Source organism: Aeromicrobium sp. NPDC092404 (genome assembly GCF_040684095.1).
Taxonomy (GTDB): Bacteria; Actinomycetota; Actinomycetes; order Propionibacteriales; family Nocardioidaceae; genus Aeromicrobium.
Genome location: NZ_JBFBFI010000001.1, coordinates 16,266 through 32,717 on the forward strand (window position 1 = coordinate 16,266; position 16,452 = coordinate 32,717).

The 16,452-nt window shown below is 70.0% G+C and carries 14 protein-coding genes; 11 read left to right on the top strand and 3 right to left on the bottom strand.

All coding sequences use genetic code 11. From position 1 onward, the window contains the following. Nucleotides 1-104: 104 nt before the first annotated feature. Nucleotides 105-1,661, bottom strand: coding sequence for a phospholipid carrier-dependent glycosyltransferase (locus tag AB0N22_RS00105; RefSeq protein WP_364634343.1), 1,557 nt, complete (start codon nucleotides 1,659-1,661; stop codon nucleotides 105-107). A gap of 221 nt (nucleotides 1,662-1,882) precedes the next feature. On the opposite strand from AB0N22_RS00105, the gene AB0N22_RS00110 reads away from it, so the two are divergent. The 9 genes from AB0N22_RS00110 (at nucleotide 1,883) to AB0N22_RS00150 (ending at nucleotide 10,629) form a co-directional block, all read left to right on the top strand. Continuing rightward, a complete protein-coding gene (locus tag AB0N22_RS00110; RefSeq protein WP_364634346.1) occupies nucleotides 1,883-2,830 on the top strand; it encodes a hypothetical protein in 948 nt (315 codons plus the stop codon). 107 nt (nucleotides 2,831-2,937) lie between these two features. Then, nucleotides 2,938-3,774: a 16S rRNA (cytidine(1402)-2'-O)-methyltransferase gene (gene rsmI, locus AB0N22_RS00115; protein WP_364634348.1), complete on the top strand. Its 837-nt coding sequence runs from the start codon at nucleotides 2,938-2,940 to the stop codon at nucleotides 3,772-3,774. Between the two features lie 31 nt (nucleotides 3,775-3,805). After that, entirely contained in the window at nucleotides 3,806-5,386 is a 1,581-nt protein-coding gene (gene metG, locus AB0N22_RS00120; protein WP_364634350.1) for a methionine--tRNA ligase, read from the top strand. Next, on the top strand, nucleotides 5,383-6,252 hold the full coding sequence (locus tag AB0N22_RS00125; protein ID WP_364634352.1) for a TatD family hydrolase: 870 nt from the start codon (nucleotides 5,383-5,385) through the stop codon (nucleotides 6,250-6,252). The genes metG and AB0N22_RS00125 overlap by 4 nt, the downstream gene beginning before the upstream one ends. Nucleotides 6,253-6,313: 61 nt before the next feature. Beyond that, nucleotides 6,314-7,438, top strand: coding sequence for a ubiquitin-like domain-containing protein (locus tag AB0N22_RS00130; RefSeq protein WP_364634355.1), 1,125 nt, complete (start codon nucleotides 6,314-6,316; stop codon nucleotides 7,436-7,438). A 23-nt stretch (nucleotides 7,439-7,461) separates the two neighbouring features. Beyond that, nucleotides 7,462-8,307 carry a 16S rRNA (adenine(1518)-N(6)/adenine(1519)-N(6))-dimethyltransferase RsmA gene (gene rsmA / locus AB0N22_RS00135; RefSeq protein WP_364634357.1) on the top strand — a complete coding sequence of 282 codons (846 nt, stop codon included), beginning with the start codon at nucleotides 7,462-7,464 and terminating at the stop codon, nucleotides 8,305-8,307. Nucleotides 8,308-8,417: 110 nt separating this feature from the next. Beyond that, nucleotides 8,418-9,239 (top strand): MurR/RpiR family transcriptional regulator, encoded by an 822-nt coding sequence (locus AB0N22_RS00140; RefSeq protein WP_364634360.1) that lies wholly within the window; start codon nucleotides 8,418-8,420, stop codon nucleotides 9,237-9,239. Nucleotides 9,240-9,329: 90 nt separating this feature from the next. Next, the gene (locus AB0N22_RS00145; RefSeq protein WP_364634363.1) at nucleotides 9,330-9,626 is read left to right on the top strand and encodes a hypothetical protein; all 297 of its coding nucleotides are present in this window, start codon (nucleotides 9,330-9,332) and stop codon (nucleotides 9,624-9,626) included. An 82-nt stretch (nucleotides 9,627-9,708) separates the two neighbouring features. After that, on the top strand, nucleotides 9,709-10,629 hold the full coding sequence (locus tag AB0N22_RS00150) for a 4-(cytidine 5'-diphospho)-2-C-methyl-D-erythritol kinase (RefSeq protein ID WP_364634366.1): 921 nt from the start codon (nucleotides 9,709-9,711) through the stop codon (nucleotides 10,627-10,629). A gap of 70 nt (nucleotides 10,630-10,699) precedes the next feature. On the opposite strand, the gene AB0N22_RS00155 is transcribed toward AB0N22_RS00150, so the two are convergent. Continuing rightward, nucleotides 10,700-12,484 carry an ABC-F family ATP-binding cassette domain-containing protein gene (locus tag AB0N22_RS00155; RefSeq protein WP_364634369.1) on the bottom strand — a complete coding sequence of 595 codons (1,785 nt, stop codon included), beginning with the start codon at nucleotides 12,482-12,484 and terminating at the stop codon, nucleotides 10,700-10,702. A gap of 153 nt (nucleotides 12,485-12,637) precedes the next feature. Between AB0N22_RS00155 and AB0N22_RS00160 the strand changes: the two genes are divergently transcribed. Both AB0N22_RS00160 and AB0N22_RS00165 read left to right on the top strand, forming a co-directional pair. Next, nucleotides 12,638-12,910, top strand: a complete 273-nt coding sequence (locus AB0N22_RS00160; RefSeq protein WP_364634371.1) for a DUF4242 domain-containing protein — start codon at nucleotides 12,638-12,640, stop codon at nucleotides 12,908-12,910. Between the two features lie 49 nt (nucleotides 12,911-12,959). Continuing rightward, nucleotides 12,960-15,938 (top strand): AAA family ATPase, encoded by a 2,979-nt coding sequence (locus AB0N22_RS00165; RefSeq protein WP_364634374.1) that lies wholly within the window; start codon nucleotides 12,960-12,962, stop codon nucleotides 15,936-15,938. On the opposite strand, the gene AB0N22_RS00170 is transcribed toward AB0N22_RS00165, so the two are convergent. Next, complete coding sequence (locus AB0N22_RS00170) at nucleotides 15,921-16,355, bottom strand: MarR family transcriptional regulator (protein WP_364639136.1); 435 nt, start codon at nucleotides 16,353-16,355, stop codon at nucleotides 15,921-15,923. The genes AB0N22_RS00165 and AB0N22_RS00170 overlap by 18 nt on opposite strands. Nucleotides 16,356-16,452: the final 97 nt, after the last annotated feature.

The window sequence follows — 16,452 nt, forward strand, 5'->3', positions numbered from 1 at the left end:
CAGAGAACGTCGTCGACTGTCAAGTATGAAGCGTGAGAGGGTCTCGCGCCGATCCTTCCGCCAGATGATCGTATGAACATCGGGTGATGGCTGGGCCTGTGCCCCTAGATCCAGCGGTCGAACCACATCCGGTCGTGCCAGGTGTCGTACGGGATGATCTCGCCACTGAGCACCGGGTGGAAGAACCAGAACGCCACGACGGCCGCCGTGACGTAGAACCCTGCGACGCACCACACGACGTACCGGTGCCGCGGGGTCTCGGCTGTGCGCACCACCTCGTGGATCACGAGGGTGATCGCGACGATCGTGAACGGGATGATCGCCACGGCGTAGTAGGAGAAGATCGGCCGGTCCGTGCTCATGAACCACGGCAGCCAGCTGACCGCCACCGCGACGACGGGAACGCCCCAGCGCCAGCTGCGCGTCACGACCCAGGCGACGACCGCGGCGAGCAGCGCAAGGACCCCGGTCCACCAGATGATGGGGTTGCCGAGGATCAGCACCGACCGCACGCAGGAGGAGCCGGCCGTTGCGCCGCACTCGGACGCCGGGAACTCGCCCTGGTACTCGACCAGCACCGGCCGCTCCATCACGAGCCAGCCGACCGGGTTGGACTCGTACGGGTGCTTCTCGGCGTTGTCGAGCCCCGACCACGAGAAGTCGAAGGTCATGACGTGGAAGTGCCACAGCGACCGGAACGCGTCGCGGGTCTCGCCGAGGAAGCCGGGGGTCGGCTTGTCGACATAGGCCCCCCATGGTGCCGAGTACTCGCCGTAACCGTTGCCGAACCTGGCCTCGTACGCGTCATGGTGGATGAGGAAGCCGGTCCACGTCGCCACGTAGACGAGGCCAGCCACCACGACGATCGAGGCGAAGGCGGGTATGCCCACCCGCAGCGTCGTGCCGATCCAGCCGCTGCGGCGGATCGCGGGGTCAGCGGGGCCGCGACGGCGTGCGAGCACCTCCCAGACCACCGCGAGGACCCCGAAGGCGGCGAGGACGTAGATGCCGTTCCACTTGGTGCCACAGGCCATCCCGAACGAGACGCCGGCGAGCAGCTGCCACGGCCGGACGACGCGGTAGCGGTCGAGCCGGGCACGGATCCAGTCGCGGTCGGCGACGAGGCACGCGACACCGCAGACCACCCAGAACGCCAGGAAGACGTCGAGCAGCGCCATCCGCGACATCACGAAGTGCAGCCCGTCGACCGCCAGCAGCAGACCCGCGACGCAGCCCATCACGGTGGATCCAGTGATGCGCCGGACGAGCCGCGCCAGCACCAGCACGGTCAGCGAGCCGATGACGACGGCGGCGATGCGCCAGCCGAACGCGTCGAGGCCGAACAGGTGCTCGCCGATCGCGATGAGCCACTTGCCGCCGTCGGGGTGCACGATCCACGAGGGGTCGCCGGTCATCAGGTCGCTCGTGCGACCGTTCTCGATCTCCTTGTTGGCGCTCTCGGTGAAGTCCTGGACGTAGCCGTGCTGCAGCAGCGACCAGGCGTCCTTGGCGTAGTAGGTCTCGTCGAACATCAGGATGCGGGGCTTGCCGACGCGCCAGATCCGCAGGCCGAACGCGAGCAGTGCCACACCGAGGGGACCCACCCACCCCCACGCGCGCTCCGACCACGAGGTCGGGGAGAAGCGGGCCAGCGAGGTCACCCGAGCAACCCTAGGGGAGTCGCGAGAGCGGTGGATTCTCAACCTTCTCAGCTTGGGGCGGTGGATCCGCAACCTCATGACGGCTGTTCCGGTTGAGGATCCACCGGCGCTTCGCCATCCACACCCGGCGGACGAACGTAGACGCGTCCACAGGAGGTCCGCACGGCGTGGCTCGACGGGTCGGCACCTTGCTGTCGTGAACCATGCGTACGCCCACACCCGTGCCGGAGACCCTCTTGCGGCGAGCGTTCAGCCGTCAGGAAGCGCTCCAGAACGGCATCTCGGCCCGGATGTTGCAGCACCCTCGGTTCGAGCTGGTGTTCCCCTCGGTCTACGTGCTGGCCGGGACTCGGCTCGACGCCCTGGGCCTGATCGACGCCGCCGCGCTGGCGTTGCCCGATGACGCGCAGCCCAGCCACCTCACCAGGATGCGGCGGTTGGGTGTCGACTACGGTCCGCCGACGCCGCTCCACTTCACGATCGGCCGAGATCATCATCTCGATCTAGCCGACGTCTTCCTGCACCGTACGGCTGCCATGCCACCCGTGGAGGCCGGCGGGGTGGTGCCGGAGGCCGCCTTCATCGGTGCTGCCGCGACGCTCCGTCTGATCGATCTCGTCAAGATCGGCGACTGGCTCCTGCACCGTCAGCACATGACGATCGCTTCGTTGATCGGTCTCGCCCGAGCCCAGCCTTGGCGCCCGGGCGCAGGCGCGGCGGTCGCGGTGGTCCCGCACCTCGAGGAACGATCGCGCTCGCTGAAGGAGTCCGAGACGCGGTTGGTGCTGGTGTTCTCCGGCCTGCCGAGACCTGAGGTCAATCGTGACGTGCTCGACGCGAACGGGTTCTTCATCGGGTGCGGCGATCTCACGTATCGCCTCTGGAAGCTGCTCATCGAGTACGAAGGGCGCCAGCATGCATTCGACGATGCCCAGTTCTCGCGAGACATCGATCGGTATGCCGGGTTCCGTGGGTCGGGCTGGGAGTACGTGCAGGTGACCCAGGCTCGGCTCGAGCGTCCGCGATCCCTCGCCACATTCGTGCACCAACGATTGGTCGAGCGGGGGTACGACGGACCGCCCCCGGTCTTCGGCAGGCGGTGGCGGTCGCTCTTCTCCCGCCCCGTCCCTGCTCCACTCCTTCACGCAGCGGTGGATCCTCAACCGTAAGAGCGGCCATTCGGTTGCGGATCCACCGCTCCGCCGGCATTCGGTTGCGGATCCACCGCTCCGCCGGCATTCGGTTGCGGATCCACCGCCGGAGCGGGCCTGACAGGATGGGCGGCATGCTGATCCTCGCCGCCACGCCCATCGGCCAGGTCGCCGACGCCAGCGGACGTCTCGGTGAGGCACTTGCCACGGCTGACGTCGTGGCGGCCGAGGACACCCGGCGGCTCAAGCGGCTCGCGTCCGAGCTCGGCATCGAGATCACCGGACGCGTCGTGTCCTACTTCGAGGGCAACGAGGAGCGCCGCACCCCCGAGCTCGCCTCGCTGCTGGCCGACGGCTCGACGGTCGTGCTGGTGACCGATGCCGGCATGCCCAGCGTCTCCGATCCCGGATATCGCCTGGTCGTCGCCGCGATAGCCGCCGACATCACGGTCACGTCGATCCCCGGACCGTCCGCCGTGCTGACCGCCCTCGCCGTGTCGGGCCTGCCCGTCGACCGCTTCTGCTTCGAGGGGTTCCTGCCACGCAAGGCGGGGGAGCGCACGCGCGCCCTGGCCGAGCTCGGCGCCGAGCGGCGCACGATGGTCTTCTTCGAGTCGCCGCACCGCACCGAGGCGTCACTGCGCGCCATGGCCGAGGTCTTCGGCGCCGAACGGTCCGCAGCGGTGTGCCGCGAGCTCACCAAGACGTACGAGGAAGTGGCCCGCGGCTCGCTGACCGAGCTCGTCGAGTGGGCGGCCGGGCAGGAGCAGGGGGTCCGCGGCGAGGTCACGATCGTGGTCGGAGGAGCCGCACCGGACTCCCGGACGTACGGGCCGGACGACCTGCGGGAGCTCGTCACGGCCCGGCAGGCCGAGGGGCTGAGCCGTAAGGACGCGATCGAGCAGGTCGCCGGCGAGACCGGGGTGCGCAAGAAGGACGTCTACGACGCCGCGCACGCATAGCCGTACGGAGGCGCACCCTAGAATCGTCGACGTGTCCGACTCCACGTTCTACGTCACCACGCCGATCTACTACGTCAACGACGCGCCTCACATCGGGCACGGCTACACGACCGTCATGGGTGACATCATCACGCGCTGGCACCGGCAGCGGGGCGAGAACGTCTGGTACCTGACCGGCACCGACGAGCACGGCCAGAAGGTCCTCCGCAAGGCCGACGAGAACGGGGTCTCCCCGCAGGACTGGGTCGACAAGCTCGTCGAGGAGGAATGGAAACCGCTCCTCGAGACGATCGACGTCGCCAACGACGACTACATCCGGACGACCGAGCCACGCCACCTCGACGGCGCCAAGGCGTTCTGGCAGGCCCTGTACGAGCGCGACGCCGTCTACAAGGGGTCGTTCAGCGGCTACTACAGCGTCGGCGCCGAGGAGTTCGTCGGCGATGACGACGTGGCCGACGGCGAAGGTGACGACGCGGGGTTCAAGGTCTCCAAGCTCGACGGCAGCCGGGTCGAGCACATGACCGAGGAGAACTACTTCTTCCGGCTCAGCGACTACCAGCAGAAGCTGCTCGACTTCTACGAGGCCAATCCCGACTTCATCCAGCCGGCCTCGGTGCGCAACGAGCTCGTCGCGTTCGTCAAGCGCGGCCTGCGCGACCTGTCGATCTCGCGCTCCACGTTCGACTGGGGCATCCAGGTGCCGTGGGACGACAAACACGTCATGTACGTCTGGATCGAGGCGCTCCTGAACTATGTCACTGCCGCCGGGTACGGCGTCGACGACGAGCGCTTCGAGGAGCTGTGGCCGGCCAACATCCACATCGTCGGCAAGGACATCGCCCGGTTCCACGCGGTGATCTGGCCGGCGATGTTGATGGCGGCGGGCCAACCCGTGCCGCACCAGGTCTTCGCCCACGGCTGGATCCTGGTCGGCGGGCAGAAGATGTCGAAGTCCAAGGCCAACGGCATCCGGCCCGACGAGATCGTCGACACCTTCGGCTCCGACGCCTACCGCTACTACTTCGCGCGGGCGCTGACGTTCGGCAGCGACGGCTCGATCTCGTGGGAGGACATGCACGCGCGCTACCACGCCGAGCTCGCGAACGGCTTCGGCAACCTCGCCTCGCGGGTCGCCGCGATGATCGGCAAGTACTTCGACGGATCGTTGCCCGCCGCAGGCGTGACGACAGCGGCCGAGCAGAAGGTCATCGACCTGGTCGCCGGGGCGGTGGCCGACGCCGATGCCGCGATCGAGGCCGTGGCGCCGCAGGACGCCCTGGCCGCGGTGTGGCGCATCGTCGACGAGCTCAACGGCTACATCACCGAGCAGGCGCCCTGGAAGGTCGCCAAGGAGGACCCTGAGAGCGACCGGCTCGCCACGATCCTCAACACGACCGCCGAGGGCCTGCGGGTGCTCGCGGTGCTGCTCAACCCCGTGATGCCCAAGGCGTCGGCGGTCCTCTGGGACTCCCTCGGCGCCGCGTCCACGCTCGGCACCCTGCCCGACCAGCGCATCGACGCGGTGGCCGCGTGGGGCCAGCTGCCCGCCGGCACCACCATCACCAAGCCGGCGTCGCTGTTCCCGCGCATCGAGGCTCCGGCCGAGTGACCCTCACCGAGGGCTGGCCCGAGGCGCCGGAGCCACTGCCGTCGCCGGTCGTCGACAACCACTGCCACCTCGACCACCGGGCGTACGCCAAAGGGGTCGAGGGCGGCCTGCTGATCCCCGTCGACGAGGCGCTCGACCGGGCAGCGGCCGTCGGCGTCACCCGCATCGTGCAGGTGGGCTGCGACCTCGAGGGCTCGCACTGGGCGGTCGAGACCGCCCGGACGTACGAGTCGGTCGTCGCGGCCGTGGCGCTGCACCCCAACGAGGCGCCGAAGCATGCCGAGCAGGGCGACCTCGACGAGGCGCTGGCGGAGATCGACGCCCTGGCCGCGTCGCCCCACGTCCGGGCGGTCGGCGAGACCGGCCTCGACTACTTCCGCACCGGTGAGGGTGGCCGCGAGGCGCAGCACGCCTCGTTCCGCGAGCACATCCGCATGGCCAAGCGCCACGACAAGACGTTGGTGATCCACGACCGCGACGCACACGACGACGTGCTGGCGGTGCTCGACGACGAAGGCTCGCCCGAGCGGACGGTCATGCACTGCTTCTCCGGCGACGCCGAGTTCGCGCGGGCGTGCCTCGACCGCGGCGCCTACCTGTCGTTTGCGGGAACCGTCACCTTCAAGAACGCCGAGAACCTGCGCGAAGCGCTCCGCGTGACGCCGGTGGACCGTATCCTTGTGGAGACCGATGCGCCGTTCCTCACACCCTCACCGCATCGCGGGAACCCGAACGCTTCGTTCCTGATCCCGCTCACGGTGCGGTTCATGGCTGGAATTGCAGGCAAAACGGTCGAGGAACTCTGTCAGCACATCGAGGCGAACACGCTTTCTGCCTTCGGTGGTGACTGGCCTCACAGGATTTGACCCAGGAAGGGGCGCCCGTATGGTGGAAAGTCGGCCCCGTCACCGACTGTCAAGGAATTCCGTGCAGCCAGAGTCACCCGCCCGACGTACGCCCGCCACCGGAAAGCGTCGTCATCGCAAGTCATTCCCGATCATCGCTCTCAACCTCGCGATCGTCCTGATCGTCGGTGGCGGCACCGCAGCCTACGGCGCTCTGAGTCACACCGTGACCCTCACCGTCGACGGCAAGAGCGACAAGATCCGCACGTTCGGCGACAACGTCTCCGACGTGCTCGAGTCCAAGAACGTCACGCTTCGACCGGGCGACCGCCTGAGCAAGCCCAGGTCCGCCGCACTGTCCGACGGTGACGAGATCACCGTGTCGTACGCCAAGCCCGTGACCTTGGCGGTGGACGGCGCCGTCAGCGAGCACACCGTCTACGACCGTACGGTCGGCGACGCGTTCAAGACCCTCGGCGTCGAGCCCACGTCCGGTGCCTACCTGTCCAAGAAGGCGTCGAGCGTCATCCCGCGCAAGGGTGCCCAGCTGGTCGTCAGCAGCACCAAGTCGCTGACGGTCATCGCTGACAAGAAGAAGCGCACCATCACCTCGAACGCACCGACCGTTGCCGGTGTCCTCGAGAAGGCCGGCGTCACGGTGGACTCCGACGACGAGGTCAAGCCGGGCAAGGACGCGTTCGTCAAGCCGGGCGCCGATCTGCGCGTCGTTCGGATCAAGAAGGTCACCAAGACCGAGACCGTGCCGGTCAAGTTCAAGACCACCGTGCGTGAGGACGACGACGCGATGCTGGGCGAGACCACCGTCGTGCGGCCGGGCAAGAAGGGCAAGGCCGAGGAGAAGGTCACGCTGATCTACGCCGACGGCAAGCTCCGCGAGCGCGTCGTCCTGGTCTCCCGGTCGCTGTCCAAGCCCCGCGCCCAGATCGTGGAGCGCGGCACCAGCACGACCCCGCCCGACAGCGTCTGGGACAAGATCGCCCAGTGCGAGTCCGGTGGCAACTGGTCGATCAACACCGGCAACGGCTACTACGGCGGGCTGCAGTTCAGCGCCGCGACGTGGCGCAGCGTCGGCGGCCCGGGCCTGCCGCACGAGAACAGCCGCGAGGTCCAGATCAAGTACGCCAAGATCCTCCAGGCCCGTTCGGGCTGGGGCCAGTGGGGCTGCGCTCATGCGAGGTTCGACTGACGCACTCAACCCCTGCGGCGGCCGTGCGGCTCCTCGGTCCCGCTGACGTCCGGCGCCTGGCCGAGGCCTGCGGCATCCGCCCGACCAAGCAACGCGGGCAGAACTTCGTCATCGACGCCAACACCGTGCGGCGCATCGTGCGCACGTCCGGGGTCGGCGCCGATGACGTCGTCGTCGAGATCGGCCCGGGCCTCGGGTCGCTGACGCTCGGGCTGCTCGAGGTCGCCAAGCACGTCACGGCCGTCGAGCTCGACGAGACCCTGGCGGTGCAGCTGCCGTCGACGATCGCGGAGCACGCCCCTGACCGGGCGGAACACTTCGACCTGGTCACGGCCGACGCGATGCAGGTCACCGAGCTGCCGGGACCGACGCCGACGGCGCTCGTGGCCAACCTGCCCTACAACGTCTCGGTGCCGGTGCTGCTGACGTTCTTCGAGCGGTTCCCCACGATCAGCACGGGACTCGTGATGGTGCAGGCCGAGGTCGCCCACCGGCTCGCCGCAGGCCCGGGCTCCAAGACGTACGGGGTGCCGAGCGTCAAGGCAGCCTGGTACGCCGAGCTGCGCCTCGCCGGGTCGATCGGACGCAACGTGTTCTGGCCGATGCCGAACGTCGAGTCGGCCCTGGTCGCCTGGACCCGCCGGGAGCCTCCGGGCGACGAGGCGCAGCGCCTGCGGACGTTCGCGGTCGTCGATGCCGCGTTCGCGCAGCGTCGCAAGACCATGCGGGCCGCGCTCTCCGAGCTGGCCGGGTCCGGACCGGCGGCGGAGGAGGCGCTCGTCGCGGCGGGCATCTCGCCACAGGCCAGGGGCGAACAGCTCGGCGTCGAGGAGTTCTTCCGCCTCGGCCAGTTCCTGACCCCGGCCTGAGCGCGACCGGGCGCGTCCAGCCTCGGTGAAATCGCCGGACCGGCCTGCCCTCGCGTGTGCACTAACGTCTCGCGGGAGGCAGCCGTGCCTCGATCGCGAAGGGTGGCGCCATGAGGATCGACGAGCGCATCGCCGCGCAGTACGCCGATCTGTCGCCCCAGGAGCGCCGGGCGGCCGATGTCCTGCTGGCCCACCTCGACGACCTCGCGATCTACCGGGCGGCCGAGCTCGCCGACCTGGCCGGGGTCTCCAAGGCCACGATGAGCAGGTTGTTCCGCCGCCTGGGCTTCGACGACTTCACCGAGGTGCGCCACCACCTGCGTACGCTCCGCAGCCGCGGAGTCCCGGTCGCCTTGGACGGCTCGTCGAGCCTCGCCGGCCACGTCGAGCAGGAGGCCGCCAACCTGCAGAAGGCCGTGACCGGGCTCGAGGACGGTCGCCTCGACGCCGCCGCGAAGCTCATCACCGGGGCGCGCCGCGTCGCGGTCGTGGGTCTGCGGTCGAGCTATCCCGTCGCGCTGCACCTGAGGCAGTCGCTGAGCCAGGCCCGCACCGGCGTCACGCTCGCGCCGCAGCCGGGACAGTCGTTGTCCGACGAGCTCATCGGGCTGGACCAGGGCGACGCTGCCGTGGTGGTCGCCTTCCGTCGCCGCCCGGACACGATCGGCGGGCTCCTCGAGATCCTCCGGGTTTCGGGCACCCCCACCGTCCTGGTCGCCGATCCGTCGGCCCGCGCGCTCGCGGGCCACGCCGCTGTCTGGCTGGAGTGCCCGCTGGCGACCGACCTCGCCTTCGACAGCTACGCCGTGGCGATGAGTGTCGCAGCCCTGCTGGCCGACCGAGTACTGGACCTCACCGGGGCACGGGGCGAGGAGCGGGCGACCAGCATCGACGAGCACTACCGCTCGCTGGGCGAGATCGAGGAGCGCTGACGGTCCCAGCGGGTGGCCTGATCGAGCCATGGTCTGGACGCGGGCTGCGGCCTACCGTGCGCATAAGGCACGTCTGCAAAGGAGCAGATCATGACATTCATCCAGATCATCGAAGGACGATCCAGCCGTCTCGACGAGATGAGGGCGCTCACCCACGAGTACAGGGAACGCTCGGATGGCGAGTCGACGGTGCGCCGCTCGATCGAGACCCAGGACCGCGACGATCCCAGCCGGTTCATGGTGCTCGTCTTCTTCGACTCGTACGAGTCGGCGATGGAGAACTCGAACCGGCCCGAGACCGATGAGTTCTCGCAGAAGATGTCCGAGCTGGTCGACGGTCCTCCGACGTTCCACAACCTCGACGTGGTCGAGGACAACACCTTCTGAGGGGTGGCTGCGACGGCACGCCTCGCGGTTGTCGCGAGGGCGGGCTGGCGGCTGCGCACCGCTCGACCACTAGGTTGATCGGGTGAGTGCCGCCACCGTTCGTGTTCCCGCCAAGATCAACCTGTGCCTCGGCGTCGGCCCGGTGAGGGAGGACGGCTACCACCCGTTGGCCACGGTCTACCAAGCCGTGGACTTGCACGACGAGGTGAAGGCCACGGCTCGCGACGACGACCGGATCACGGTCGCGGTCCACAGCGAGCTCGACGCGCGCGTCGAGCTCGCGCAGGTGCCGGAGGACGACGACAACCTCGCCGTACGGGCGGCTCGACTGCTGCAGGAGGTCACCGGGACGTCGGCCGGGGCCGACCTCGCGATCCGCAAGGTCATCCCGGTGGCCGGCGGCATGGCCGGCGGATCCGCCGACGCGGCCGCCGCACTCGTCGCGTGCAACGACGCCTGGGCCACGGGCCTGTCCCGGGCCGAGCTCGAGCCCATCGCCGCCCAGCTCGGCAGCGACGTGCCGTTCCTGCTGCACGGCGGGAACGCGATCGGCGGTGGGCGGGGCGAGACGATCAGCCCGGTGCTGGCCCGCGGGTCGTACCACTGGGTCTTCGCGATGGCGCACGAAGGACTCTCGACCAAGGCGGTCTACGCCGAGTTCGACCGGCTCAACGACGGCCAGCAGGTCGGGGACCCAGAGGTGCCCGACGCGCTCCTGGCCGCTCTGCGCGCCGGTGACGCCGAGGCGCTGGGCGACGCGCTCTCCAACGACCTGACCGAGGCGGCTCTGTCGCTGCGTCCGGAGCTGCAGGACACCCTCGAGATCGGCATCGAGGCGGGGGCGCTCGGTGCGATCCTGTCGGGGTCGGGCCCGACCGCGCTGTTCCTGGCCGCCGACGAGCAGCACAGCCTCGACATCGCCTTCGCCCTCAGCAGCGCCGCCGGGTGCGCCGACGTCGTGCAGTCCCGCGGCCCCGTCGCCGGAGCGCGCATCACGTCCTGACCCCCAAGTTTTGGGACAAAGCTCGGCACGATTCCTCTCGCGGTGACGAGGTTCGTCACAAAATTTGGGGTCAGCCCTCGATGAGCTCGGTGAGCTCGAGCCAGCGGTGCTCGTGCTCCTCGACCTGCCGCTCGAGCTCGCTGACGGCCTTCACGAGGCCCGCCAGGCCCGACGCGTCGGTGGGGTCGTGCTGCGCCATCTCGACGTGCAGCGCGTCGATCCGTGCGGTCAGCTTCTCCATCTTGCGGTCGATCGAGCCGATCTCCTTCTTGGTGTTGCGGAGCTCAGCGCTCGACATCGCGGGTGCCGCCGGCGTGTGGCCGGCTGTCGACGGGTTGGACGCGGCGGGGGAGTCCTGCTCCTTGCGGAGGCGCAGGTACTGGTCGACACCGCCGGGCAGGTGCCGGAAGTGACCGTCGATGATCGCGTACTGCTGGTCCGTGATGCGCTCCAGCAGGTAGCGGTCGTGCGAGACGACGAGCAGGGTGCCGGGCCACGAGTCGAGGAGGTCCTCCATGGCCGCCAGCATGTCCGTGTCGAGGTCGTTGGTGGGCTCGTCGAGCACCAGCACGTTGGGCTCGTCGAGCAGGATCAGCAGCAGCTGGAGCCGCCGCTTCTGCCCGCCCGAGAGGTCGCGCACGGGCGTCGCCATCTGCTCGTTGGAGAACCCGAGCCGTTCGAGGAGCTGCGACGGGGTCATCTCCTTGCCGCCCGAGACGTACGCCGTGCGCTGCCGGCCCACGACGTCGCTGACCCGGTCGGCGCCGACGTCCTTGAGCTCGTCGAGCTCCTGCGTCAGCGTCACGACCTTGACCGTCTTGCCGTGCTTGACCCGGCCGGAGGTCGGCTTGACGGCGCCGGTCACGAGCCCCAGGAGCGTCGACTTGCCGGCTCCGTTGGCGCCGAGGATGCCCGTACGCTCACCGGGCCCGACCCGCCACTCCACGTGCTTGAGCACCTCGTGGTCGTAGGAGACGCTGACGTCGAGGATGTCGACGACGTCCTTGCCGAGCCGCGAGGTCGCCATCTGCTTGAGCACGATGGGGTCGCGCGGGGGCGGCTCGTTGGCGATCAGCTCGTTGGCCGCGTCGATGCGGAACTTGGGCTTGGACGTACGCGCGGGAGCGCCGCGCCGCAGCCAGGCCAGCTCCTTGCGCATGAGGTTCTGCCGCTTGGACTCGGTCGCCGAGGCGTGCCGGTCGCGCTCGACGCGTTGCAGGATGTAGGCCGCGTAGCCGCCCTCGAAGGGCTCGACGATGCCGTCGTGCACCTCCCACGTCGCGTTGCAGACCTCGTCGAGGAACCAGCGGTCGTGCGTGACGACCAGCAGCCCGCCGGCGTTCGCGGACCATCGGGTCCTGAGGTGCCCGGCCAGCCAGGTGATGCCCTCGACGTCGAGGTGGTTGGTCGGCTCGTCGAGGAACAGCACGTCGTCATCGCCGACGAGCAGGGCCGCGAGGGCCACCCGACGACGCTGGCCACCGCTCAGGTTGCCGACCGTGGCGTCCCACGGGATGTCGGAGACGAGGCCCGCGATGACGTCGCGGATCCTGGCATCGCCGGCCCACTCGTAGTCGGGCCTGTCGCCGACGATCGCGTGACCCACGGTCTGGGTCTGGTCGAGCGTGTCGGTCTGGTCGAGCATCCCGATGCGGACCCCGCCACGGGTCGTCACGCGACCGGAGTCGGGCTGCATGCGGCCGGCGAGGATGCGCAGGAGCGTCGACTTGCCGTCGCCGTTGCGGCCGACGATGCCGATCCGGTCGCCCTCGTCGATGCCGATGGTGACCGAGTCGAAGACGGTCTTGGTCGGGAAGTCAAGCGCGATGGACTCGACGCCGAGGAGATGTGCCACCGAAGAAGTCTAGGCCGCCGCGCGTGACCGCCTGACCACGAGCGCGCCCCCGGACGTACGTAGGAGCTGCACACCGGATCTAGGGAGTTCTGCCTAACGCGCCCGCGCCGGGGCGCCACACGATGAAGATCCACTCACCGAAGGAGAAATCTCATGGCACTGTTCATGGACGTACACGAGAAGATCGAAGGGCTCACGGCCGACGCCGTCGCCGGAGCGCACGCCAAGGACCTCGAGGTCCAGGGCCAGTACGGGGTCGACTACCAGCAGTACTGGTTCGACGAGGGCTCTGGCAAGGTGTTCTGCCTCGTCGAGGCGCCCGACGCCGCGGCGGCCGAACGGGTGCACCGTGAGGCGCACGGGCTGCTCGCCGACCACCTGATCCCGGTCCAGGAAGGCGTGGTCCCGGGCCACGCGCACGGCTGAGACGCCCAATCGGTCCCGGAATCGCAGCCGGCCGGTCCATACTCCTCGTATGACGTCGATCGACGACGCGCTCGACAGCAGGGCGACCAGCCGGCTGCTGATCGGTCGGGAGGACGCCCTTGCGCGACTGGAGTCGATGCTCGAGTCCGTCCTCCAGTCGCACCGTGTGCAGGCGGTGTTCGTCGAGGGAGAGGCCGGCATCGGCAAGACCCGCACGGTCCACGAGCTGGCGACCCGCGCGCGCGACCGGGGCGCGGACGTCCTCGTGGGCCGCTGCATCGCCCAGGGTGAGCAGGTTCTGCCGTACGCGCCGCTCGTCGAGATCCTGGCCGACCTCGTGGGTCGCGACGGTCCGGCCGCCGTCCTCGCCCTGGCCGGTCCGTCCGGCAGCGAGCTCGCCCGGCTCGTGCCGGCGTTGTCGGTCGACGACGTGCCGACCGCGACCCGGGCCAGCTCGAGCCGGCTGTTCCAGGCGCTTCGCGGCGTCTTCGGCGGGTTGAGCAGCCGGCGGCCACTGGTGCTCGTCATCGAGGACCTGCACTGGGCGGACCGGTCGACGCGCGAGATGCTCGCCCTGCTGACCCAGCAGCTGCGGGGGGACGTGCTGGTGGTGCTGACGCTGCGGACGGACGAGTCGCCCCAAGACCCGGGGATCAGCCGATTCGTCGCCGAGACCGGGCGGGGGGCCGACCACCGGGTCGTGCTGCAGCCCCTCACCCGCGAGCAGCAGGCTCGTCAGATCAGCGACATCCTCGGGGTGCCTCCGGTCAAGGACCTGCTGGACGGGGTGTACGGCCGGGCCGAGGGCAATCCGTTCTTCGCCGAGGAGCTGTTGGCCCTCGGCACGGGCGGCGAGGTGCCGGGGACGGTCCGCGACCTGCTGCTGGCGCGACTCGAGGCCTTGGCGCCGGCGACCCGGCAGCTCCTGCGGTCCGCCTGCATCGTCGGGAGGCGGGTCCCGCACCGACTGCTGGAGGCGATCAGCGACGTGTCCGGCGAAGGACTCGACCGGGCCCTGCGACCCGCGGTCGAGAACCACGTGCTGGTCACCGATGACGCTGACGGCGGGACGTACCAGTTCCGTCACGCGCTGCTGCAGGAAGCGATCGCCGGCAGCATCCTGCCGGGGGAGTCCCGGCGGATGCACGGGCGGATCGCAGCTGCCCTGGTGGCAGATCCCTCGGTCGGCGGCAGCACCCGGTTCGTCGCCGGGCGCATCGCGAGCCACTGGTTCGCCGCCGGGGAGCTCGACCGGGCCTTGGTGGCGGCCGTCGCTGCAGCGCGCGAGGCGACCGAGGCGCTGGCGTTCAGCGAGGCGCTGTTCCACTACGACCGGGCGATCGGGCTGCTGGAGTCGGTGCCGGACGGCATCGCGCTGCTCGACGAGCCGCTCTACCGGCTGCTGTGGCGGGCCGCCGAGGTGGCCCACCTCGCCGCGCACCCGGCGCGTGCCGCGGAGCTGATCCGCGCGGCGATCGAGGCGGTCGATCCCGCTGAGCGGCTGCACCACGGCTACCTGCACGAACGGCTGGGCCGCTACCTGTGGATGTCGGCGGAGGGCGAGGCGTCGATCGAGGCGTACACGACCGCGATGGAGCTCACGCCCGCGGAGCCGCCGACGAGCTGGCGGGCCGCGGTCGTCAGCGGCTACTCGCAGATCCTCATGCTGTCGAGCCGGTACGCCGAGGCGATCCCGTTGGCGCGTGAGGCGATCGCGATGGCGCAGCAGGTGGGTGCCCGGTCGATCGAGGGCCACGCCCGCAACAATCTCGGGGTGGCTCTCGCCCGCCTCGGCGAGCTCGACGAAGGGGTCGCCGAGCTCCTCGTCGCGCGGCGAATCGCCGATGAGGAGATGGAGGACGTCGACGACGTTGCGCGGGCCATCGTCAACCTGCACTCGGTCTACCTCGACTCCGGCCACCTGCGTGAGGCCGCTGACGTCGCCCTGGAGGGCGTCGCGGTCGTCGAGACGCTCGGCCTGCAACGGCGCAAGGGGGTCTGGTGCCGGTGCGATGCGGCGCAGTCCCTCCTGCTGCTCGGGGAGAACCAGCACGCTCTCGACCTGCTGGCGGAGGCGGAGGATCTCGGCCCGGCCGGCATCGACCGGGTCGTCGTCGACATGACCTGGGGCCAGACGCTGCTCCGCGTCGGCGAGGTCGATCAGGCCTTGGCGCGGCTCCTGGCGTCACGCACCGGCGGACTCCGCCTGGTCGACGGCCAGCTCGTCGGGCCGCTGTACGCCGCTCTCGTCGAGGTGCTCACCTGGCAGGGAGACCTGGCCGGCGCCTTGGCGATGGCCGAGGAGGGAACCGGCCGGCTGCTGGACGACGAGGACCCGATGTTCTGCGTCCCGGTCTCCGCGGCGGCGGTGGCTGCGGCAGCAGCCCAGGCCGTGCGCGACCCCTCCGATGTCGAGGCCCACGAGGAGATGGCCAGATGGCTGGCGGCCACGGAGCAGGCCCTGGCGCGCTGGCCGGGCGAAGTGCCGGTGGCGACGCTGCACCACGAGGCAGCCCGGTGCGAGATGGCGCGGGGGCGGGGGCGATCCGACGCGGCGGCCTGGAGCGCGCTCGCCGCGGGCTGGGAGCAGGTGCCGAAGCCGTACCGAGCCGCGTACGCCAGGTGGCGCTCCGCGGAGGCGCACCTGAGCGTGACGCAGGACCGGGCCGCGGCCACCGCCGAGCTGCGCGCCGCCTGGCAGGAGGGCAGCCGCATTGGCGCCCGCGGACTCGTCACTGCCGTCGAGGACCTCGCCCGTCGCTCGCGCATCAAGCTGACGACCGGCGGCGCGCAGGAGAGCGCCACCGACAATCCGTTCCGCCTGACGCCACGGGAGCGGGAGATCCTGCTTCTGGTCGCTGAGGGCCTGACGGACCGCGAGATCGGCACGCGGCTGTTCATCAGCCACCGGACGGTGGGCCACCACGTCTCCAACCTGTTGGCCAAGCTGGACGTCACGAGGCGGTCCGAGCTCACGGCCTACGCCCACCGCAGCGGGCTCGCCGGCGGTTCAACGGTCGAACGGTAGCGAGAGGGTGCGCAGGGCGCCGGTCAGGGCGGCGGTGTCGTCGGCCGAGAGCTCGGCCAGGAGCTCCTGCTCGTGCCGGAGCAGGGCGTCGAGCGCGCCGTCGACCGCGTTGCGGCCCGACGCGGTGAGCCGGACCTGCACGCCGCGACGGTCGGCCGGGTCCGGGAGTCGCTCGACGAGGCCCTTGCGCACGAGACGATCGACGCGGTTGGTCATGGTGCCGCTCGTCACGAGCGTCTCCTGGACCAGCTGGCCGGGGGACAGCTGGTAGGGCTCGCCGGCCCTCCGGAGGGCCGACAGCACGTCAAACTCCGACGGCTCGAGATCGTGGTCGGCGAACGCCTGCTTGCGGGCGCGGTCGAGGTGCAGGGCGAGGCGGGTGACCCGGCTGAGCACGTGCATCGGGGAGACGTCCATGTCCGGACGCTCCCGCTGCCAAGCTGCGATCAGCCGATCGACGTCGTCCTCTGCCACAGGCCCATCGTAGGCGTCAAGATTCTTGACGTCGAGACGA

Coding starts and splice junctions, on each gene's coding strand:
- AB0N22_RS00160 (WP_364634371.1), top strand. CDS start 12,638: ATGGCACTGTTCATGGACGTACACGAGAAGATCGAAGGGCTCACGGCC.
- AB0N22_RS00145 (WP_364634363.1), top strand. CDS start 9,330: ATGACATTCATCCAGATCATCGAAGGACGATCCAGCCGTCTCGACGAG.
- AB0N22_RS00165 (WP_364634374.1), top strand. CDS start 12,960: ATGACGTCGATCGACGACGCGCTCGACAGCAGGGCGACCAGCCGGCTG.
- rsmI (WP_364634348.1), top strand. CDS start 2,938: ATGGGCGGCATGCTGATCCTCGCCGCCACGCCCATCGGCCAGGTCGCC.
- AB0N22_RS00140 (WP_364634360.1), top strand. CDS start 8,418: ATGAGGATCGACGAGCGCATCGCCGCGCAGTACGCCGATCTGTCGCCC.
- AB0N22_RS00170 (WP_364639136.1), bottom strand. CDS start 16,355: ATGGACGTCTCCCCGATGCACGTGCTCAGCCGGGTCACCCGCCTCGCC.